General features: G+C 57.2%; 18 protein-coding genes. 7 read left to right on the plus strand and 11 right to left on the minus strand.

The features are described 5' to 3' along the window. Window positions 1-20 precede the first annotated feature (20 nt). Together AB7E06_RS13570 and AB7E06_RS13575 are read right to left on the minus strand one after the other, a co-directional pair. The gene (locus AB7E06_RS13570) at window positions 21-3,962 is read right to left on the minus strand and encodes a DUF3683 domain-containing protein (RefSeq protein WP_427957300.1); all 3,942 of its coding nucleotides are present in this window, start codon (window positions 3,960-3,962) and stop codon (window positions 21-23) included. Between the two features lie 146 nt (window positions 3,963-4,108). Continuing rightward, the gene (locus tag AB7E06_RS13575) at window positions 4,109-4,651 is read right to left on the minus strand and encodes a YqaA family protein (RefSeq protein WP_094197842.1); all 543 of its coding nucleotides are present in this window, start codon (window positions 4,649-4,651) and stop codon (window positions 4,109-4,111) included. A gap of 151 nt (window positions 4,652-4,802) precedes the next feature. On the opposite strand from AB7E06_RS13575, the gene ilvA reads away from it, so the two are divergent. Then, complete coding sequence (gene ilvA / locus AB7E06_RS13580) at window positions 4,803-6,311, plus strand: threonine ammonia-lyase, biosynthetic (protein ID WP_230019309.1); 1,509 nt, start codon at window positions 4,803-4,805, stop codon at window positions 6,309-6,311. A gap of 275 nt (window positions 6,312-6,586) precedes the next feature. On the opposite strand, the gene AB7E06_RS13585 is transcribed toward ilvA, so the two are convergent. The 5 genes from AB7E06_RS13585 to phoB all read right to left on the minus strand — a co-directional run bounded on the left by AB7E06_RS13585 (window position 6,587) and on the right by phoB (window position 10,829). After that, window positions 6,587-7,606, minus strand: coding sequence for a biotin-dependent carboxyltransferase family protein (locus AB7E06_RS13585; protein ID WP_094197840.1), 1,020 nt, complete (start codon window positions 7,604-7,606; stop codon window positions 6,587-6,589). Beyond that, window positions 7,603-8,301, minus strand: a complete 699-nt coding sequence (gene pxpB / locus AB7E06_RS13590) for a 5-oxoprolinase subunit PxpB (protein ID WP_094197839.1) — start codon at window positions 8,299-8,301, stop codon at window positions 7,603-7,605. The genes AB7E06_RS13585 and pxpB overlap by 4 nt, the downstream gene beginning before the upstream one ends. A 2-nt stretch (window positions 8,302-8,303) precedes the next feature. Next, window positions 8,304-8,735, minus strand: coding sequence for a VOC family protein (locus AB7E06_RS13595; protein ID WP_094197838.1), 432 nt, complete (start codon window positions 8,733-8,735; stop codon window positions 8,304-8,306). 80 nt (window positions 8,736-8,815) lie between these two features. Further along, window positions 8,816-10,114 (minus strand): phosphate regulon sensor histidine kinase PhoR, encoded by a 1,299-nt coding sequence (gene phoR, locus AB7E06_RS13600; protein WP_125277788.1) that lies wholly within the window; start codon window positions 10,112-10,114, stop codon window positions 8,816-8,818. Window positions 10,115-10,118: 4 nt separating this feature from the next. After that, on the minus strand, window positions 10,119-10,829 hold the full coding sequence (gene phoB, locus AB7E06_RS13605; RefSeq protein WP_094197836.1) for a phosphate regulon transcriptional regulator PhoB: 711 nt from the start codon (window positions 10,827-10,829) through the stop codon (window positions 10,119-10,121). Between the two features lie 246 nt (window positions 10,830-11,075). Between phoB and ubiE the strand changes: the two genes are divergently transcribed. The 6 genes from ubiE to rfaE2 all read left to right on the plus strand — a co-directional run bounded on the left by ubiE (window position 11,076) and on the right by rfaE2 (window position 16,954). Further along, the gene (gene ubiE, locus AB7E06_RS13610) at window positions 11,076-11,846 is read left to right on the plus strand and encodes a bifunctional demethylmenaquinone methyltransferase/2-methoxy-6-polyprenyl-1,4-benzoquinol methylase UbiE (protein ID WP_108728794.1); all 771 of its coding nucleotides are present in this window, start codon (window positions 11,076-11,078) and stop codon (window positions 11,844-11,846) included. 218 nt (window positions 11,847-12,064) lie between these two features. Continuing rightward, on the plus strand, window positions 12,065-13,057 hold the full coding sequence (locus AB7E06_RS13615) for a Tim44 domain-containing protein (RefSeq protein ID WP_094197835.1): 993 nt from the start codon (window positions 12,065-12,067) through the stop codon (window positions 13,055-13,057). A gap of 180 nt (window positions 13,058-13,237) precedes the next feature. Beyond that, a complete protein-coding gene (locus AB7E06_RS13620; RefSeq protein WP_094197834.1) occupies window positions 13,238-13,867 on the plus strand; it encodes a ubiquinone biosynthesis accessory factor UbiJ in 630 nt (209 codons plus the stop codon). Between the two features lie 2 nt (window positions 13,868-13,869). Next, the gene (ubiB, locus tag AB7E06_RS13625; protein WP_094197833.1) at window positions 13,870-15,426 is read left to right on the plus strand and encodes a ubiquinone biosynthesis regulatory protein kinase UbiB; all 1,557 of its coding nucleotides are present in this window, start codon (window positions 13,870-13,872) and stop codon (window positions 15,424-15,426) included. 174 nt (window positions 15,427-15,600) lie between these two features. Continuing rightward, a complete protein-coding gene (locus AB7E06_RS13630; RefSeq protein ID WP_094197832.1) occupies window positions 15,601-16,470 on the plus strand; it encodes a ferritin in 870 nt (289 codons plus the stop codon). Between the two features lies 1 nt (window position 16,471). Further along, complete coding sequence (gene rfaE2, locus AB7E06_RS13635; RefSeq protein WP_094197831.1) at window positions 16,472-16,954, plus strand: D-glycero-beta-D-manno-heptose 1-phosphate adenylyltransferase; 483 nt, start codon at window positions 16,472-16,474, stop codon at window positions 16,952-16,954. Window positions 16,955-17,222: 268 nt separating this feature from the next. Here rfaE2 and AB7E06_RS13640 read toward each other — a convergent pair whose 3' ends face one another. The 4 genes from AB7E06_RS13640 to thiD all read right to left on the minus strand — a co-directional run bounded on the left by AB7E06_RS13640 (window position 17,223) and on the right by thiD (window position 20,870). Further along, on the minus strand, window positions 17,223-18,545 hold the full coding sequence (locus AB7E06_RS13640; protein ID WP_108728502.1) for a TolC family outer membrane protein: 1,323 nt from the start codon (window positions 18,543-18,545) through the stop codon (window positions 17,223-17,225). A 15-nt stretch (window positions 18,546-18,560) separates the two neighbouring features. Beyond that, the gene (locus tag AB7E06_RS13645; RefSeq protein WP_094197829.1) at window positions 18,561-19,241 is read right to left on the minus strand and encodes a protein-L-isoaspartate O-methyltransferase family protein; all 681 of its coding nucleotides are present in this window, start codon (window positions 19,239-19,241) and stop codon (window positions 18,561-18,563) included. Between the two features lie 74 nt (window positions 19,242-19,315). Beyond that, window positions 19,316-20,011: a 5'-methylthioadenosine/adenosylhomocysteine nucleosidase gene (locus AB7E06_RS13650; protein WP_094197828.1), complete on the minus strand. Its 696-nt coding sequence runs from the start codon at window positions 20,009-20,011 to the stop codon at window positions 19,316-19,318. Window positions 20,012-20,051: 40 nt separating this feature from the next. Next, window positions 20,052-20,870 carry a bifunctional hydroxymethylpyrimidine kinase/phosphomethylpyrimidine kinase gene (thiD, locus tag AB7E06_RS13655; protein ID WP_108728503.1) on the minus strand — a complete coding sequence of 273 codons (819 nt, stop codon included), beginning with the start codon at window positions 20,868-20,870 and terminating at the stop codon, window positions 20,052-20,054. Window positions 20,871-20,875: the final 5 nt, after the last annotated feature.

The following is a 20,875-nucleotide window of genomic DNA, read 5'->3' on the forward strand; positions in this document are numbered from 1 at the left end:
GGGGGAGTGATGCGCGTGGTTTACACCAGAACGCGCTCAATACCACCATCGTTGGCGCGGCGTACGTAGTCCGCCATCCAGTTTTCACCCAGCATGTGCTTGGCCATTTCCACCACGATGTAGTCCGCATCCATCTTGGTTTCGTCCTCGTAACGGGACAAACCTTGCAGGCAGGACGGACAGGAGGTCAGCACTTTGACTTCGCCCTGGAAGCCATCGGCGCGGACGGCATCCTGGTTCTTCTGCAGTTCTTCGTGCTTGCGGAAACGGATTTGCGTGGAGATATCCGGACGCGACACAGCCAGCGTGCCCGACTCACCACAGCAACGGTCTGCCTTGATGGTGCTGTCGCCCACCAGGGATTTGACCGTTTTCATGGGGTCTTGCAGCTTCATGGGGCTGTGGCAAGGGTCGTGGTACATGTAGCGCACGCCTTGCACATCTTCCAGTTTCAAGCCTTTTTCCAGCAGGTATTCGTGGATGTCGATCAGGCGGCAGCCAGGGAAAATCTTGTCGAATTCGTAGCCCGCCAACTGGTCGTAACAGGTACCACAGCTGACCACCACGGTTTTGATGTCCAGGTAGTTCAGGGTGGTGGCCATGCGGTGGAACAGCACACGGTTGTCGGTGATGATTTTCTCGGCCTTGTCGCTTTGACCGCTGCCGCGCTGCGGGTAGCCACAGCACAGGTAGCCAGGAGGCAGAACGGTTTGCACGCCTACATGCCAGAGCATGGCCTGGGTTGCCAGGCCTACTTGCGAGAACAAACGCTCCGAACCACAGCCGGGAAAGTAGAACACGGCTTCTGAGTCCACCGAGGTGGCTTCAGGATTACGGATGATAGGCACGTAATCCGAGTTCTCGATATCCAGCAATTTACGGGCCGTCTGCTTGGGCAGGCCGCCGGGCATTTTGCGGTTGATGAAGTGGATGACCTGTTCACGAATAGGGGCCTTGCCTATGGTGGCAGGCGGGGCGCTGACTTGTTTGCGGGCGGGAGCCGCCAGCAGATTGTGTGCAGCACGCTGGGCTTTGTAGCCCACCTCAATCATGGCGGTACGAGTGGCCTTGATAACGCGTGGGTCTTTGGCGTTCAGAAAGAACATGGCCGCTGCCGAACCCGGGTTAAAGGACTTCTTGCCCATGCGTTTTAACAAGGAACGCATTTCCATGGACACATCACCAAAGTCGATATCCACCGGACAGGGGTTGTAGCACTTGTGGCACAGGGTGCAGTGGTCGCCCACATCTTCAAACTCTTCCCAGTGCTTCAGGCTGATCCCGCGACGCGTTTGCTCTTCGTACAGGAAGGCTTCGATCAGCAAAGAGGTGGCCAGAATCTTGTTGCGGGGCGAGTACAGCAGGTTGGCGCGTGGCACGTGGGTGGCACAGACTGGTTTGCACTTGCCGCAACGCAAGCAGTCCTTGATGGCGTGGGAAATGGAGCCGATTTCGCTGCGCTGCATGATCAGCGATTCATGGCCCAGCAGGTTGAAGCTGGGGGTCCAGGCGCGGCTTAAATCTGCACCAGGCATCAACTTGCCGGCGTTGAAGTGGTTGTTCGGGTCCACTTCGCGTTTGTAGTTCTGGAAGGGATCCAGTTCTTCTTGCGTCAGGAACTCGTATTTGGTCAAACCAATACCGTGCTCACCGGAAATCACGCCGTCCAGGCCACGCGCAATTTGCATGATGCGGGCCACAGTGACGTTGGCCTGCTGCAGCATGCCGTAGTCGTCCGAGTTCACGGGGATGTTGGTGTGTACGTTACCATCACCGGCGTGCATGTGCAGTGCCACGAACACACGGCTTTTCAGCACGCGGTCGTGGATGGCTTGCAGCTCGGTCAGCACGGCAGCGCAGTCGGCGCCGGGGAAAATGTGTTCCAGGTTTTCACGGATCTCGCTCTTCCAAGAGGTGCGAATCGTGTGATCCTGCAATAGCTGGAAAATCGAGGTGTTCGGGTCTTGTTGCAGACGGGCCTCGATCGCGGCGCTGTCCAGCGGCACGCCAATGCTGGCCAGGTCAGCCTGCGATTCTTTCAGAGGCTTGTCCAGATTGTCCTGTAGCCACTGCCAGCGCTGGCGTACATCGCGTACGACTTGCAGGGCGTCGTGGCGACGCTCGTTCAGGATCTCTTCGCGTGTGTGCTCGGCGTCGTTGTGGTCTTCGATCTTGCCTACGGGTAGATCGCCTTGCAGGAAATCTTCCAGCTCACGGGTCAAGCGCAGCTTGTTGTCCGTGGACAGTTCGATATTGATGCGTTCGATTTCTTCGGTGTATTCACCCATGCGGCGCAGGGGGATTACCACGTCTTCGTTGATCTTGAAGGCGTTGGTATGGCGAGCAATGGCAGCGGTACGGGCACGGTCGGCCCAGAACTTCTTGCGAGCTTCGGCGCTGACAGCCACAAAGCCTTCACCGGAGCGTCCATTGGCCAGGCGCACCACTTCAGAGGCAGCGGTGGCCACGGCATCGGGATCGTCGCCCACGATGTCGCCAATCAGGACCATTTTGGGCAGGCCGTCGCGCTTGCTCTTGGTGGCATAGCCCACGGCACGCAGATAGCGTTCGTCCAGGTGCTCCAGACCGGCCAGAATCGCGCCGATACGCTTGCCTTCACCGTTCAGGTAGTCAATGACTTCCACAATGGAGGGCACGGCCTGTTTGGCCTGGCCGAAAAACTCCATACAGACGGTGCGTGTATGCGCAGGCATGCGGTGCAGCACCCAGCGGGCCTGCGTGATCAGACCATCACAGCCTTCTTTCTGAATACCGGGCAGGCCAGCCAGGAATTTGTCGGTAACGTCTTTACCCAGACCTTCCTTGCGAAAGCGCCTGCCTTCAATATGCAGGGTTTCGCTGCGCAGCAACTGGGCACCAGGGGCGTAACGGCCATCAAACCATTTGACTTCAAAGTGGGCCATTTCCACGTCGTGGATCTTGCCCATATTGTGTTCAAGACGGGTCACTTCCAGCCAGTTGCCTTGGGCATCGACCATGCGCCACCAGGCGAGGTTATCCAGTGCAGTCCCCCACAGTACGGCTTTCTTGCCGCCCGCGTTCATGGCGATATTGCCACCCACACAGGAGGCATCGGCCGAGGTCGGGTCTACCGCAAACACGGCACCCGCCGCTTCGGCGGCATCCGCCACACGGCGGGTTACCACGCCAGCACCAGTCAGAATGGTGGTGACGGGCTCGCTCATGCCGGGCAGCGTGGTTTGTTCAGGCTTGCCAATGGCATCGAGCTTTTCGGTATTGATCACCACCGAGCGCCAGCTAAGAGGAATAGCACCGCCGGTGTAACCCGTGCCACCCCCACGCGGGATGATGGTCAGCTTCAATTCGATACAGGCACGGACCAGCGCGGCCATCTCGTTTTCGTGGTCGGGGGTGAGCACGACAAAGGGATATTCCACGCGCCAGTCGGTCGCGTCAGTGACGTGCGAGACGCGCGATAGGCCATCAAACTTGATGTTGTCCTTGGCGGTCAGGCGCGACAGGGAGCGCACGATTTTCTGGCGTAGCTCGCGAGTATCGGTAAATTCCTGTTCGAATGCGGCCACGGCGCCACGGGCAGCGTGCAACAGCCGCAAAACCTTGGCATCGCGATCGGGTACGGCGCTGTCTCGGCGCTGGTCGATTTCGTTCAAGCGATGATTCAAGGCTTCGATCAGTTGACGTTGGCGCTTGGGATTATCCAGCAGATCGTCCTGCAAATAAGGGTTGCGTTTGACAACCCAGATGTCACCCAGCACTTCAAACAGCATGCGTGCGGAGCGGCCGGTGCGGCGTTCAGAGCGTAGCTCAGACAGCTTTTCCCAGGCTTCCTCACCCAGCAGTCGCAGGATAATTTCCCGGTCCGAGTAAGAGGTGTAGTTGTAGGGGATTTCACGCAGGCGCGGCGTGTCGGTGTTGCGTGCCTGGGCAGCCAGGTGCTTGCTTGCAATGGGGGCGTTCATGGCGATAGTTGGCAAGGCCCGTCAAGGGCGGCTCAGCGAGGAGCAGATAGGCAAAAGACAAGTGTATACGAATCGTAGCCAGGCTGCCCCCTTACTACATGGGCAAGTCAGGGATAAGAGGTGCTTTGCAGCCAGTTTGCAGCAAATTACCAACCCAATTTGGGGAAAATCCACAGCAGACCCGCAGTCATGGTGATGTAGCGCGCCAGTTTTCCCACCGCCATGTAAAACAGGCTGGGCCAAAACGGCAGGCGTAGCCAACCGGCGACGGCACACAGGGGGTCACCTACCACTGGTAGCCAGGACAGGAGCAGAGCGGGCGGGCCCATGCGGGTCAGCCAGCGTTGCCCCAGTTCATGCCAGCGACCAGCGGCCTTGTTCTTGGGCGTGTTTCCGTCCTCGGTGTTTTGCGGGTGCTTTTCGCGCCAGGCTTCGTACGCTTTTTCGGCAGCCAGGCCAGTGGCATAGCTGATCGCCCCGCCAGCCGTATTGCCTACCGTGGCCACCAGTACCGCAGGCCAAAACATATCCGGGGCCAGGTTGATATAGGCGAACACCGCAGGCTCCGAGCCTAGGGGAAGGAGAGTAGCCGAGACCAGACTGACGATGAAAATGGCACTTAAACCGATTTCGGGCAGAGACAGGGTGGTCAAGAGCCACGAAATAAGATCAGAGATCCAGGCTTGCATAAGTAAAGTGGATGGGTGTTTGAAGAGAGTAATGGACGCCAGTTAGGGCATCTGCCTATGGTATTCTGTTTTTCTTTCCCGGTGAGCAGTCTCAGGCAGGGGTCTGCGACTGGCCTTGGTGGTAAACCGGCTGTTAATTGAAGCCTGAGAAATGTCGAACGATTACCTAAAGCGAATTTTGACCTCGAAAGTGTACGATGTTGCCATCGAAACACCACTTGAACCCGCTCCCCAGGTATCGGCACGAATTAGTAACACGGTACTGCTCAAGCGTGAAGACTATCAGCCTGTTTTTAGCTTCAAGCTGCGCGGTGCCTATAACAAGATGGCCAATCTGTCAGCCGCAGAATTAAAACGGGGTGTACTGGCCGCTTCGGCTGGCAACCACGCACAAGGCGTGGCCATGTCAGCGCGCAAGCTGGGCTGCCGCGCCGTTATTGTGATGCCAACCACCACGCCGCAAGTCAAGATTGACGGTGTGCGCAATCTGGGCGGTGAAGTGGTCCTGGCGGGCGAGAGCTACTCGGACTCCTACCAGCACGCTTTGGAACTGCAAAAGAGCGAAGGCCTGACCTTTGTGCATCCCTTTGATGATCCTGATGTGATCGCCGGGCAGGGCACGGTGGCCATGGAAATCCTGCAACAGCACCCCGGCCCGATTGAAGCGGTCTTTGTCGCGATTGGCGGTGGTGGTCTGGCAGCCGGCGTGGCAACGTACATCAAGGCCCTGCGCCCCGAAATCAAAGTAATTGGCGTGCAGACCGAAGATTCCTGTGCCATGGTGCGCAGTATCAAAGCGGGTCGACGTGTGAATTTGTCGGACGTGGGTTTGTTTTCCGATGGCACTGCTGTCAAGCAAGTGGGGTCGGAAACCTTCCGTCTGGTGCGCCAGTATGTAGATGACTTTGTCATTGTGGATACCGACGCGATTTGCGCGGCTATCAAAGACGTGTTCCAGGACTCTCGTAGCGTGCTGGAACCAGCCGGCGCTCTGGCTTTGGCCGGCGCCAAGCGCTACGCAGCTCAAAACAAGCTCAAGAACAAGACACTGATCGCGGTAACGTCCGGCGCGAACATGAACTTTGATCGTATGCGTATGGTGGCAGACCGTGCGGATGTGGGTCAGGCTCGTGAAGCCTTGTTTGCCTTGACGATTCCCGAGGCCAAAGGTAGTTTTCGTCGCTTGTGTGATGCCCTGGGGACTCGTTCGGTGACTGAGTTCAATTACCGCATGTCCAACATGGAAAAGGCGCACGTCTTTGTGGGGATGTCGATTTCTTCGGAAGCGGAAATTGAAAAGCTGGAAGAGCGTTTCGTCAAGAAAGGCTTTGGTACCTTGAATCTGACGGGAAATGAACTGGCCAAAACCCATGTGCGTCACATGGTGGGTGGAGTGTCCAGCCAGGCTACGAACGAAGTCCTGCTGCGTTTCGAGTTTCCAGAGCGCCCTGGCGCCTTGCGTAAATTCCTGTCCAGCATGAATCAGGACTGGAATATCAGCTTGTTCCACTACCGTAATCAGGGCGATGACTATGGCCGTATCCTGATCGGTATCCAGGTGCCGCCTTCGGACAAGAAAGAGTTCAAGGCTTTCCTGGGCAATTTGGGCTATCCGCACTGGGACGAGACGGACAACCCGGCTTACAAGTTGTTTTTGTAAGTCAGTGGACGGCGCCCCACCACTATGGCGTCGTGCAGAGTTGTCAGAACAGAAACACCTCGCTTGTTAGGGCGAGGTGTTTTTTATTTGAAATCTGAGCGTGATGATTGCAGGTGCAGCGGCGTATTGCCTGATAACAAGGGGGGATTAGCTGGCAGCCCATCGCCACGCTTAACAGAGGTGCTTGTGCCAGGTTGCGCTGTTGGTTTGTGGCCTGAGGGCCGCTTGGAAGCAGGCGTAGTTCAGCCCTAGACACGCAGTCTACGCTTGTTGTGTCAAACCTGTGCTACACACTGCTCTAAGGCTTGCCGCAACGGTTCCAGGCTGTCATTTAGCCGTGTAAAGGCTTGTTCCTGACGAGCGGACAGCGCATGAGCCTGCTCTGGGCTCACCACTTCAAAGCCCAGATTCTGCCCAGGCAGGCGCTGTGCAATTTGAGCTAGATCCACGCTGGCAACCTGTCCGATTCGTGGATAGCCCCCGGTAGTTTGCCGGTCGGCCATCAGCACAATGGGCTGGCCGTCGTTGGGGACTTGAATCGTTCCAAAGCAGGTGGGGGCGGAGAGCAGCTCTTTAGCCGTTTTACGCTGTAATGGCTGACCTTCCAGGCGATAGCCCATGCGTTCCGAGGCGGGGCTGATACGGTAGCTTTGGCTTTGAAACAGTTCCAGTGACTCGTCAGTGAACAAATCGGCTTGATCCAACATGACACGCAGGCGTTCTCGCGGGGCCAAGGCCAGTGCAGCAGGCATGTAAATCCGTAGCTCATCCAGTACGGCTTGCAGCTTGTTCAGTGTCGCTTCCTGATTGGGCAGGGGCCGAGCCAGTTGAATCTGATCGCCCTTTTTCAAGGCGCGACCTTCAAAACCACCCAGACCAACGCGCATATGGGTGCTTTGGCTACCCAGCAAGGATTCGACTTGAAAACCGCCGTAGACAGACAGGTAGCTGCGGGCACCTTGGCCGGGTTTGACGGACTGCATGGTCAGTGTCTGTCCGGCGCGCGCCAGAGTAGGGCGCAGCACTGCCACGGGCTGACCGTCCAGGCTGGCATTCATCTCCGCGCCGGTCAGGACAAACAGGGCGGGTGCGTCAAACCGCAGGCTTGGGCCCTGTACGGTAATTTCCAGGCTGGCCAGGTCTTGTGCAACGGTATTGCCTGCCAGCAAATGGGCGAGCCGGTGTGCGCGTTCATCCATGGCACCGCTGGGTGAAACCCCCAGGTGTTGGTGCCCATACCGACCTCGGTCTTGCAGGCTGCTCATCATGCCTGGCTTGAGGATATGTACCGTCATGCAGGTGTCCAGTGATCAAACTGTTCGTGAGGCAGGGGCACAAAGCGCACTTGGTCACCGGGGGCGAGCAGGGCAGCGGGGGAGCGCCGGGCGTCGAACAGGCTAACTGGCGAGCGGCCAATCAAATGCCAGCCGCCAGGAGATTCGTTGGGGTAAATAATGGTTTGCTGGTTGGCAATGGCTACCGAGCCTTTGGGCAGTACGGTGCGGGGGGTGGCACGGCGCGGCACATTCAGTTGTTCGGGCAAGATGCCCACATAGGGGGCACCGGGCGCAAAGCCCACCATAAATACCAGTTGTACTTGACTGCTGTGCAGTTCAATGACTTGTTCCTGGCTCAGTCTCAACTGCTCGGCAATGGCGGGCAGGTCGGGGCCGAAGGGGCCGCCGTAACAGACGGGAATATCCACCAGGGCACCGGGGGCAGCCTGATCCTGGCTGGCATCCAGCTCGGCCAGTGCCTGGTGAACATAGTCGTGCAAACGGGCGAGCTGGTCGCTGCTGCCATCCGGATAAAAGTGGATGGCAACCGCAGTAAAGCTGGGGACCAGATCACGGACACAGGCGGGCGCGTGGTCGCGCAGCAAGCGTGCGGCGCGGGTGCAGCGCAAACCGGTCTCCAAAGAAAGCTCACCGCTGAATTGCACGAGCAAACAGCGGTCGCCTTGTTCGGTAAGTAGCCAGGTTTTGTGCATCTTTATTTGGCGAAAAGGGAGTCCAGGCTGTTGAAGGCTTTGAATTCCAGGGCGTTGCCCGATGGGTCCATGAAAAACATGGTAGCTTGCTCGCCAGGCTCGCCCTTGAAACGGATATAGGGTTCGATCACAAATTGGGTGCCAGCGGCAACCAGCTTGTCAGCCAGGGTTTGCCAGGTGGGCATATCCAGCACGACACCAAAGTGACGCACGGGCACGTTGTGAGCGTCTACCGCACTGGTGGCATTGCTGCCGCATTCTGAAGGAGCCAGATGAGCCACAATCTGGTGGCCGTAGAAATTGAAGTCGATCCACTGATCAGAGGATCGGCCTTCGGGACAGCCTAATGTCTGGCCATAGAACTGGCGTGCAACGGCCAGATCATGGACCGGAAAAGCAAGGTGGAAAGGGCGCAGCTCATGGGTATTGGACATGCTTGGCTCCTGTGCGGCATAAATCCGCCAACGTGGTCTTCAGAGCCGTTTATTGTAGGACCAATATGGCCCCACATGTTCTAGCAGTCCTGCAGTCGAACCCGACTCTTGGGGAAACGCAACATAAACACGCTGCCTACTCCCAGACGGCTTTGAATTTGCAGTTCGGCATTATGTCGCACGATGATGTGTTTGGTAATGGCCAGGCCCAGGCCCGTGCCGCCTGTGGAGCGCGAACGGCCCTTGTCCACGCGGTAAAAGCGCTCGGTCAGGCGGGGAATGTCCTGGGCAGCAATGCCGATACCCGTGTCCTGGACGGAATAACAGGCCTCGCCGCTGTCATTCAAATACCAGCGCACAGTGATGGTGCCGTCCTTGGGGGTATAGCGCACTGCATTGGTAATCAGGTTGGAGACGGCCGAGCTTAATTCGGTTTCCATGCCCTGAATGGCAATACGCGGATCAATGTCCGTGACAAAGCTGTGTTGTCCGCCGGAGATGGCCTCGCCTTGTTTCAGCGCGCTTTCAATCAATTGGCTGACCTGCACGGTTTCCCCTTCCACCGTGGGCGAGGATTCCAGTGTCGACAAGGTTAACAAGTCGGACACAATCGACTGCATGTGACGGGTCTGCTCCAGCATCATTTGCTCGTAACGCTGACGCTGCTCCAACGGCAGGCTCTCGGCCGGCATGTCCTGCAAGGTTTCCAGAAACCCCAGCAGGACCGTCAAGGGGGTACGCAGCTCATGGGAGACATTGGCCACAAAGTCTTTGCGGGTGGTCTCCAGCATTTCAACCTGGGTGACATCGCGGGTCACGATCAGGAACTGGCCCAGGCCATAGGGTGTCAATTGCAGTAGCAAGGAGCGTTCGCGTCCGTCTTTGCTCAGGTGCAGCAACAATGGGCCGTCCCATTGGGGTTGGCGGGCGTAACGGGAAAACTCGGGTTCGCGCAAGATATTGAAGATGCTGTGATGACGGTCCGTGGCCAGATTCAGGCCGATGTGCTCACAGGCGGTCTGATTGCACCACTGCAGCTCCATTTCCCCGTTCAGGGTGATGGCACCGTCGGGCAGGGCCTCGGCGGCCATCATGATGCCATCCACGTAGCGATTCAGCTCCTGAATTTCTTGCCGGTCACGGCGCAACTGGCGATAGATGGGGGCCAGAATGGCGTCCCAGGGGCCAATGGCGGGAGGAGGGGGATCACTCAGGTTACGGGTCCAGCGCTCAACGCGGGACAACTGCAAGGTGCTGATGAAAATCAGCATTAACAGGCCGCCGCAAAACAAGGCCAGACCGATGAATGGCCCGAGCCACCAGCCGATCAGGCTGCCCAACAGGGCCCAGATAACAATAGACGTAAATATGCTGAACATGGGATCAGGCGCTTGGGGCCTTTTCCAGAGGAGAAAGGGCAAAACGATAGCCCGAGCCACGGATCGTTTCAATATGTTTGTCGTGTCCGCTAGGCTCCAGCGCCTTGCGCAAGCGACGGATATGGACGTCTACTGTGCGCTCTTCCACAAACACGTGGTCGCCCCAGACCTGATCCAGCAGTTGGGAGCGGGTGAAGACACGTTCGGTGTGCGTCATGAAGAAATGCAGCAGGCGAAACTCGGTAGGCCCAATGGTCAGTGCCATACCCTGGCTGGACAAGCGGTGCGTGCTGGGGTCCAACTGCAGGTCGCCAATGGAGATTACGTCATCGGTTAGCTGAGGTGCGCGGCGGCGCAACACAGCCTTGATGCGGGCAATCAGTTCTTTGGGCGAAAAGGGCTTGGTGATGTAATCGTCCGCGCCGGCTTCCAGACCATCGACCTTGTCCTGCTCCGAGCCTTTTGCCGTCAGCATGATGACTGGGATATGACGGGTACGTTCGTCCGAGCGCAGTTTGCGGGCCAGGTTAATGCCTGAGGAGCCGGGTAGCATCCAGTCCACCAGAATCAAATCAGGCAGCTCGGCGCGAATGAGGATCTGGGCTTGTTCGGCATCGAAGGCGCGCAGCACTTTATGGCCGGCAAAGGACAGATTGACAGAGATCAGCTCCTGGATTGCAGGCTCATCTTCCACGACTAATATGCTTGTACTCATTGTTAGCTTCAGGCTGGTCCGATAAAAATAAAAGATGGTCAGGCAGGCTGTTTGTATTGCACTTGAGCGACTGGTAGTCAGGCGACTCAAGAGAAACACAGGGGGCGCTTCAATCCCTGACTGCACGTAATAACGCCATCATATGGCGTTAATGTTTCAGGTTTGTGAATGTGTAAAAAAGGGCAGCGCTCAGCGAGCTGGATTTTCGTTTCTGTACCGGGAAATCTGCGTTACGATTATGCCATTATGGAAAAACAGCGTCCTCAACACCCTACCGCCCAGCACGCCGATACGCACTTTGGCTTTCAAACCGTCGCTGAAAGTGAAAAAGCGGGCAAAGTTGCCCAAGTCTTTCATTCGGTGGCTAATAATTACGACATTATGAACGATCTGATGTCGGGCGGCCTGCACCGTATCTGGAAAGCCTTCACTATCGGTCGAGCGGCTGTACGCCCCGGCATGAAAGTGCTGGATATCGCGGCGGGAACGGGCGATTTGACCAAGACCTTTGCGCGCCAGGCAGGTGCCGACGGCGAGGTTTGGCATACCGATATCAATAGCTCCATGCTGCGCGTGGGGCGTGACCGTTTGCAGGACAAGGGCATCATCACACCTGTTGCGGTCTGTGATGCCGAGCACCTGCCTTTTCCTGACGGTTATTTTGATCGCGTCTCGGTGGCCTTTGGTTTACGTAATATGACGCATAAAGATCGCGCACTGGCTGAAATGAAGCGGGTGTTGCGTCCAGGCGGCAAATTGCTGGTGCTGGAGTTTTCCCGTGTGGCCAAGCCCTTGCAGGCCCCGTATGACTGGTATTCCTTCAATATCCTGCCTCGCATTGGCAAATTCGTCGCCAAGGACGAGGAAAGCTATCGCTATCTGGCTGAATCCATTCGCATGCATCCCGATCAGGACACTCTGGCTGACATGATGCGCGAAGTGGGGTTAGAGCGTGTGCAATATTTCAATCTGACAGCCGGTGTCGCTGCGCTGCATGAAGGCATCCGCCTGGATTGAGGCCGGGCCTACCCTCTCTCTCTATATATAGCGGCACCTTTGGGTGCCGTTCGTTTTTTGGCTTGTCATTTACGGTAAAAAAAACATGGTGCATGAGAACTTGTCATGTTAATGTTCAGCTTATCGTAAGTTTTCTTGAATATTCGACTGGGATGGCTTGGCCGCGGGCTTTAAAGCCCTGTGTCTTAAACGCGTGTTCTGGTCAGGAGTTTGTGACTATGTCTGGACGGCTTTCTCGTTACTTCATGGCTGCTGTACTGGCCTTTAGCACCGGCGCTTTGCTGACCGTTTCTTATGATGCGGAAGCACGTCGCATGGGTGGTGGATCCAGCTTTGGCCGCCAATCCTCCAATATCACCAGCAATCGCTCGGCAGCGACGCCTCCTGCTGCAGCGAATAATGCCACTCGTTCGGCTGCTCCTGCCGCTGGCGCTGCTGCTGCCGGTACGGCCGCAGCGGGTACCGCTGCCAAGTCGGGCATGTCCCGCTTCCTGGGCCCGATCGCCGGTATCGCTGCAGGTCTGGGTATTGCTGCCTTGCTGTCCAGCATGGGTCTGGGCGGCGCTTTCCTGGAAATGATGTCCAGCCTCTTGCTGATTGGTCTGGTTATCTTCGCTGTTCTGTTCATTGTGCGTCGTTTCCGTGGCTCGGCTGCTCGCCCTGCCATGCAACAGGCCGGTGGCCAGTCCATGATGCGTAATGCCGATCCGGCACCGAGCCCCTGGCAACAACCACAGGCTGCGCCAGCACCTGCGCCTGCTGCCGCTCCTGCTGCTCAGCCCGCTGCTGCCGCCGCTGTTCCCGCACCTCCAGTAGACGAAAGCTGGTTCATTCCCGGTGATTTCGACACACCGACCTTCCTGGCCAATGCCAAGACGCAGTTCGTGGAAATCCAGAAACTGTGGGACAAAGGCGATGTGGAACAACTGCGTGCCTTCCTGACCGACGATTTGCTCAAAGAAGCCTCTCCTCAGATTGCTCAGCGCCAGGGCGAGAACGTGACCCAAGTGGTTCTGCTCAATGCCGAGCTGCTGGGCATCGAGAAAGTGGCCGACGGCCATCTGGCCAGCGTGCGCTACTCCGGTATGTTGCGCGAAGAGGCGGGTGCCGAAGCCTTCCGCTTTGAGGAAGTCTGGAATCTGTTCAAGGCCGATGGCGCAGGCTGGCTGTTGGCTGGTATTCAGCAGATCCCGGTTGACCCCAACGCTTGATCTTTGTCTATACAAACAGCCGCCTTCTAATCCAGGCGGCTGTTCTGTTATGAGCGCTCTCGCTTCTCTGTGATTCCCTTTGCCCGTGTTCCTGTCGTCCTGTACATCCGGCCGTGTCTGTGTCGGGTTAAACTGGCTGTTTTAATTGGACTGGTTTACTCGCTGCGGCAGTAGACTTGCATGGACATGCTTGGTATCCCTTCATTCCTAGAACCTGGCGCCGTGGGCGTGCGTTTGCTTAACGCCTTGCTTGATCGCGAGGATTGGGCGCGTGAGCGTTTGCGCAGCTATGCAGGTAAAACCGTCTCGCTGATTGTGGGCCGTTTGCAACTGGTCTACACCATCAGTTCTCAGGGAAAGCTGGAGCAGGGCCATCCTGCCGTGGTGCCCGATGTCACGCTGACTCTTCCTCAGAACAAGCTGCCCGAATTGCCTCAAATCCTGCAAGACGGCGATTTCAGCCGAGTGACGCAGTTAATGCATGTGCAAGGTGAAGCCGGTCTGGCCAATCTGGTGTCGGACCTGGCCGCTAATCTGCGTTGGGATGCCGAGCACGATCTGGCCCAAATTGTTGGTGATGTCATGGCAGTGCGTCTGTTTAGCGGTGCGCGCCGGGCGTTTACCGGCTTGCGGGATCTGGGCCAGCGTCTGGCCGGCAATGCCAGCGAATACCTGACTGAAGAAAGTGGCTTGCTGGTGACGCGTCCCGAGCTTGACCGGCTGCGCGAGCAATCAGCCGTTTTGACTCAGCGCCTGGACAAATTGGACCAGCGTTTGAATCGTCTTGATACGCGTCGGCGGGAGTCCTGAGCATGTTCTCCTTGTGCCGTTTGCTGACCATTTTGCTGGTTGTATTCCGTTATCGCCTGGACGAGCTGGTGCTGTCGAGTATCCGCCATCCCTGGGCTTACCGGTTGTTGCGCGTTGTGCGCCTGGGTCGCAAACCCAAGCTGCCGCGCGGTGTGCGCTTGCGTTTGGCCCTGGAAAGCTTGGGGCCTATCTTCGTCAAGTTCGGTCAGGTGCTCTCTACCCGCCGGGATCTGATTCCGCTGGATATCGCCGAGCAACTGGCTTTGTTGCAAGATCGTGTGCCTCCCTTTCCCTCCGAGGTGGCCGAGGCCACGATTCTGAAGGCCTTGGGTGCGTCGCCTTATGAGCTGTTCAAGAAGTTTGATCGTGAGCCCATCGCCTCGGCGTCGATTGCTCAGGTTCACTTTGCCGAGCTGCACGATGGCCGCGAAGTGGCCGTCAAGGTATTGCGTCCTGGTATGCGCGAGGTCATCCACAAAGATCTGCGCTTGATGCGTGTGCTGGCCGGGTTTATGGAACGCCTGGGCCCTGATGCCCGTCGCCTGAAACCGCGTGAGGTGGTGGCCGAGTTCGACAAGTACTTGAATGACGAGCTGGATCTGATCCGTGAAGCCTCCAATTGCAGTCAGTTGCGCCGCAATTTCACCAAAGATGTAGAGCGGACTGAGTTGCTGATCGTGCCCGAAGTGCATTGGGATTATTGCGCCTCGACTGTGTTCACCATGGACCGTATGAAGGGCATCCCGGTCAACCAGATTGACCGCTTGCGCGCCGCCAATGTGGACTTGAAAGACCTGGCTCGTAAAGGGGTGGAGATTTTCTTCACCCAGGTGTTTACCGACGGTTTTTTCCATGCCGACATGCACCCAGGTAATATTTACGTCTCGGACGCACCGGAATCGTTGGGCCGTTACATTGCCCTGGACTTTGGCATCGTGGGTTCGCTGTCCGAGTTCGACAAGAACTATCTGGCGCAAAACTTTTTGGCTTTCTTCCGGCGCGATTATCGTCGGGTCGCTCAATTGCATATCGAGTCCGGCTGGGTGCCACCTGAAACTCGCGAGGAGGAGCTGGAAGGTTCGGTGCGCGCGGTATGTGAGCCGTATTTTGACCGGCCCTTGTCCGAGATCTCCTTGGGGCAAGTGCTTTTACGCTTGTTCCAGACGTCGCGCCGGTTCAATGTAGAAATTCAGCCGCAGCTGGTGCTGCTGCAGAAAACCCTTCTGAATGTGGAAGGGATGGGGCGGGACCTGGATCCGGAACTGGATCTGTGGGATACCGCCAAACCGTATCTGGAAAAGTGGATGTACCAGCGTATTGGTCCATCGGGCTTTTACTCGCGTTTGAAACAGGAAGCCGGGCAGTGGGCCCAGATCATGCCGCAGCTTCCGCGTCTGGTTTATTCCAGCTTGAATAGACCGGAGACAGGGCAGGCGTTGAACCAGGAACTTAAGCTGTTGCGCCAGTCGCAGCAGCAGACCAACCGATTGCTGACGGCCTTGTGTGCGGTATTGGCGCTTGCGGTCGGTGTGGCCATCTGGGCTTTGGTGGGGCGATAAGTGTGATCTCTCCGCAACGCGTCAGTTTTTTTGTGGCTGACATATTTCTGATAACTGCAGGTTCTACGATAGACGCAGGTCCGCCAGCTGATTGTTAAGCTGGCGCTTTCCGGCGCCTTCCGGACGGTAAATGGCCGCCCTCAAGGAACCGCTTGATTCTTTTTAGGAATCGTTATGCTTTACCATGACTTATTTAAATCCATGGAAGCGGTGCGCTGGAATTTCGCGCATGACATACCGTGGGATGACTTTGATGGCAGCAAGCTCACAGACGAGCAGGCCTACACCATCAAAATGAACGCCATTACCGAGTGGGCTGCCTTGCCTGCTACCGAAATGTTCCTGCGTGACAATAAAGATGACAGCGACTTTTGCGCCTTTATGTCCGTGTGGTTCTTCGAGGAACAAAAGCACTCGCTGGTTTTGATCGAATACCTGCGCCGTTTCCGCCCCGAGCTGATGCCCACCGAAGAAGAGCTGCATAAAGTGCGCTTTGACTTTGATCCGGCCCCAGCCATGGAAACGCTGATGCTGCACTTTTGCGGCGAAGTGCGCCTGAATCACTGGTACCGTCGTGCCGCCGACTGGCACACTGAGCCTGTGATCAAGGCCATCTACAAGATTGTGGCTCAGGACGAGGCCCGTCACGCCGGTGCTTACCTGCGCTACATGAAGCGTGCTCTGGTGCATAAGGGTCAGGAATTTGGCCTGCAAGCCCGTCTGGCTTTCTCCAAGATCGGTGTTCTGATGGCCTCGGCGCATCGTACCGCTCAAGCGTTGCACCCCACCAACTTGCATGTGAACAAAGCCATGTTCCCGGATGATACGGTGCAGTCCAAGCTGCCATCGCCCGGTTGGCTGGAAACCTGGCTGGATACGCAGATTCGCTTCGACAAGGAATGGGAGCACAAGGTTAGCTCGCGCATCTTGCACAATATGTCGCTGTTGATGGGTAGCTCCTTTGAAACCGTGCAGGAGTTGAACCGCTACCGCAAGGATCTGGCACGCCAGGTCGGCTCGGACTCGACTCTGGTTCAGGCTTGATATGAGCGTACGTTTCGAGGCTAAGGTGCTAGGTCTGGATGCCTTGCGTGAGGCTATGGAACAGGGGCGCCTGGCGCGCCCGCTGGTCTTTACCAACGGTGTGTTTGATATCCTGCACCGTGGACATGTCAGCTACCTGGACGAGGCTGCCCAACTGGGTGCCTCGCTGATTGTCGGTGTGAATACTGACGCCTCGGTGCGACGTTTGAACAAGGGGCCGGAGCGCCCCATCAACCCTGAACAGGATCGTGCCGCTTTGCTGGCTGCGCTGGCTTGTGTGGATGCGGTGGTCTTGTTTGACGAAGACACACCCGAAGCCTTGATCGCGGCACTGCGCCCGGACCTGATCGTCAAGGGCGGTGACTACGATATGGAAGCCTTGCCAGAAACGGCTTTAGTGCGTAGCTGGGGAGGCGATGCGGTCGCCATTCCTTTTGAGTTTCAGCGCTCGACCACGGCCCTGGTTAAAAAGCTGCGTGACTAAACAAGCGGTATTGAAGGATTGAATCCCGGCATAGTCCGGGATTTTTTTGTCTGTTTGATCCAGGCATCGTGTCTTGTACACAAAGACAAGGACATGAGCACTGAAGTTGTCCGCGCAGGGCTTGGCGTTGTTTCGTTTGCATTTGGATGGCGCTGCTGATGGATCTGACATTGCTGCTGTGAGCAAAGAGCGCGACGTGTATATCTCGGGCTTTCAGAATCTCAAGGATTCAATGGGAGGGCTTTGCTGCAGTCTTGCCTGGGTCGCTTCAGGACGCCGGTTGTAGCAGATCGTTCACGGCCCGCAGGTCGTTTTCGCTCAGCGTGCCGCTGGCTGCTTTCAAGCGTAGGCTGTTCATCAGAACGTCATAACGGGCTTGGGCCAGACTGCGCTGTGCTTCGTAAAGTTGCTGCTGGGCATTGAGCACATCGATATTCACACGCACACCGACCTCGTAAGCCAGCTTGTTGGCCTCCAGAGCGTCTTGGCTGGACTTGGTGGCCGCTTCCAGTGCCTGCACACGGACCAGACCCGAGGTGACGCCGGAGAAGTACTGGCGCGTCTGCTGGATGGATTGCTCAATGGCGAACTGGTGATCGTAGCGGGCCTGTTGCAGGCGCGAGCTTTGTTCACGGACTTGAGAGCTGGTTTCGCCGCCTCGGAAAATGGGGATACTTAGCTCCAGACCGACGGCGCTGTTCAGAGAACGTGGGCCACCGCCAGCTTGGCCAAACAGGGTCTGGTCGCTGCCGCTGCCGGTCTGGGCTTTCAAGGCCAGGGTAGGTTCGTGCAGGGCCTGGGTGCTTTTCAACTGCTCTTGGGCGGCACGTGCCTTGATATCGGCCAGTGCCACACTTAAACCGGATTGGCTGGACTGATCCAACCAGTCTTGTAGATTTGCAGGTTGTGGGGCGGGCAGACGCAAAGGCTCACGTAGGCGAGCCAGTGTTTCATAACGCTCCAGCGTCAGCGCCGCCAGCTTGTCCTGAGCCACTTGCAGGGCATTTTCCGCTTGCAAGACGCTAGCTCGTGTCAGATCCAGACGCGATTTGGCTTCGTAGGTATCGGTAATCGTGGTGCCGCCCAGTTGAAAATTCTGGTCAGCGGCGCGCAATTGCTCGTCAATGGCAGCTTGCTGGGCTTTCAAGGTAGATAGCGCATCTTGTGCTGCCAGCACATCAAAATAGCGTTGGCTGACGCGTAGCATCAAGTCTTGTCGATCCAGCGCCAGTTGAATATCGGCACCCTGCGCCAATAGCTGAGCGCGTTCGTAACGAGCCCAGGCGTTGCGGTTGTAAACCGGTTGGCTCAGTGTGAGTGCCCAGGCGGCTCGGTCGCTGGAGTGTTGATTGGACAGCTTGCTGGTTTGGCGGCGCTCTTGCAGTTCGGCTGTGCCGATGGCGCTGATCTGTGGCAACAATTGAGCCCGACTCTGTGGCACTTGTTCTTGGTCGGCTTGATGTGCCGCCTGAGCCGCGCCAAATTGCGGTTCACGAGCCAGGGCCTGATTCCAGGCTTGCAGCAGATCTTGCGACTGGGCCGTGCTGCTTAAGGCAAGCAGGCAGAGCAGCGTCAGGCGCAAGGAAGTCATGAACCGCATAGGCACTTAAAAGCGGAATTGTGAAACGGCCGTGCCGCGCAAAGGTTTGATCCAGGTGTCGAACAGCGGTGTGGTATCGAAGCTGGCGGCGCTGGTGCGAGTAATACGCACGGCTGTCATGACCGGGTTTTGACCGACCACCACCACCAGACGGCCCCCGATACAGAGCTGGTACTTCAAGGCATCAGGAATGGTGGGCACGGAGCCTGTGACCAAAATGGCGTCGTACTCGGTGGTGCCCCAGCCGGCATGTGCATCGCCCACTTCAACCTTGACGTTGCGTACATTGTTGCGCTGCAGGTTTTCCTGGGCAAAAGCGGCCAGTTTGCTGTCAATTTCGACGGAGGTGACTTGTTGGGACAGGTGAGCCAGCAAAGCGGCCTGATAGCCCGAGCCGGTACCAATTTCCAGCACACCGTCGCTAGACTGCAAAAGCAGCTCTTGAGCTAGACGGGCTTCCACTTTGGGCGAGAGCATGGTCTCGTGCGTGTCCACGGCATTGATGATCAGTGGCAGTTCGGTGTCCGAAAAGGCCGAAGAGCGCAAAGACGAGGGAACAAAGCGTTCGCGCTGGACCTCGACCAATGCTTGCAGCACGTTTTCGTCGGATACGTTCCAGGGACGGATCTGTTGTTCCACCATGTAGTAACGGGCACGTTCGAGTTCAGACAGCGCAATATGGTTCATAGCTTCCAGAAAACTAAAGGCTTGGCAAAGAGCCGATTATAAGCCAGCGCATCGATAAAGAGGCGCAGTCGGGCTTAGCAGGACGGCACCATCGCGTGAAGCAAGGTGCTGGCGTTGTTGACGGCAATGGGCAAGAAGGTGTCAAAGTCCATGTGTGCGTCGTTGTTGGCATTGTCTGAAATGCTGCGTATGCAGACAAAAGGCACGGTATTCAGATAGCACACCTGGGCAATGGCGCCACTTTCCATTTCGCAGGCTAAGGCATTAAAGGTGGCGCTTAACCACTGTATTTTATCGTTACATGCGATAAATTGGTCGCCGGTAACAATTCGGCCCGTGTGGACCTGATGCCCTTCAATTTGTTGGGCGGCAGTTTGGGCAATGGCCAGTAAGGCGGGGTCTGTCGGAAAATCAAAGGTATCCAGACGGAAAACCTGTCCTGGCGCCAGACCCAGGGCTTTGAGCTCCACATCGTGCTGGACCAGCGTATCGGCAATGACGATGTCGCCTGGCCGGATGCTGGGCTCAACCGCACCGGCAATACCGATATTGATGATGCTGCCCACGGCAAATTCCGAGATCAGCATCTGGGTGCAAGCGGCGGCATTGACCTTGCCCACGCCGCAGACTACGGCCACCACAGGTTTACCCAGATAGCTGCCGCGATGAAAGTCCATGCCGGCACGCTGGAGGGTCTGGGGCTCTTGCAAGCGTTCCAGCACAATCTCCAGCTCTTCGCGCATGGCGACAATAATTCCAAGTGTAGGCATAAGACAGGGGCCTTCAAGCGACCCGATCAAACGGCACGTATCAGGAAGATGGCCACAGTTTATGGAAGTGATGCACCGGACCGTGTCCGTTGCCCACGGTTAGTTCACCCGAGCGGGCAATGGCTTCGTACAAGTACTTTTTGGCAGCCAGGGCGGCGTCAGGCACATTGCTGTATTGGGGCAGCAGGGCGGCTAGCGCAGCTGACAAGGTACAGCCGGTACCGTGTGTATTGGCCGTATCAATACGCTTGGCGGGCATTTCGATCATCTTGTCGCCATCGTGCAGCAGGTCTATGCAGTCCGAACCGGGCAGGTGGCCCCCTTTCAGGAATACCCAGCGCTGATCGCTGTGACTCATCAGGCGACGCAGGCGCTCGGCGGCCTGACGCATTTCCTTGACGGTTTCTACCGGGCGGGCGTCCAGCAGAACACCGGCTTCGGGCAGATTGGGCGTGATCATGGTGCACTGGGGCACCAGTTGCTCGCGCAAGGCATGGACAGCCGACTTTTCCAGCAAATGGTCGCCGCTTTTGGCGATCATCACCGGGTCCAGCACCAGATGCTTGGGTTTGAAGTGAGCCATGCGTTCGGCCACCACGGTGGTGACAGCCTCCTGGCCCAACATGCCTATCTTGACGCCATCAATGCGCACGTCGGCAAACAGCGTATCAATCTGCTGGCGCACAAAGTCGGCAGGAACGGGGCTGATGCCGGTGACCCCTTGGGTATTTTGTGCCGTCAAAGCGGCAATGACAGCGGTGGCATAAGCACCCAGGGCGCTCATGGCTTTGACATCAGCCAGAATACCGGCGCCGCCGGAGGGGTCAACTCCGGCAATGGTCAGCGTATTGGGAATCATGTCTC

This window comes from Alcaligenes sp. (genome assembly GCF_050255915.1).
In the GTDB taxonomy this organism is placed as follows: domain Bacteria; phylum Pseudomonadota; class Gammaproteobacteria; order Burkholderiales; family Burkholderiaceae_B; genus Alcaligenes; species Alcaligenes aquatilis.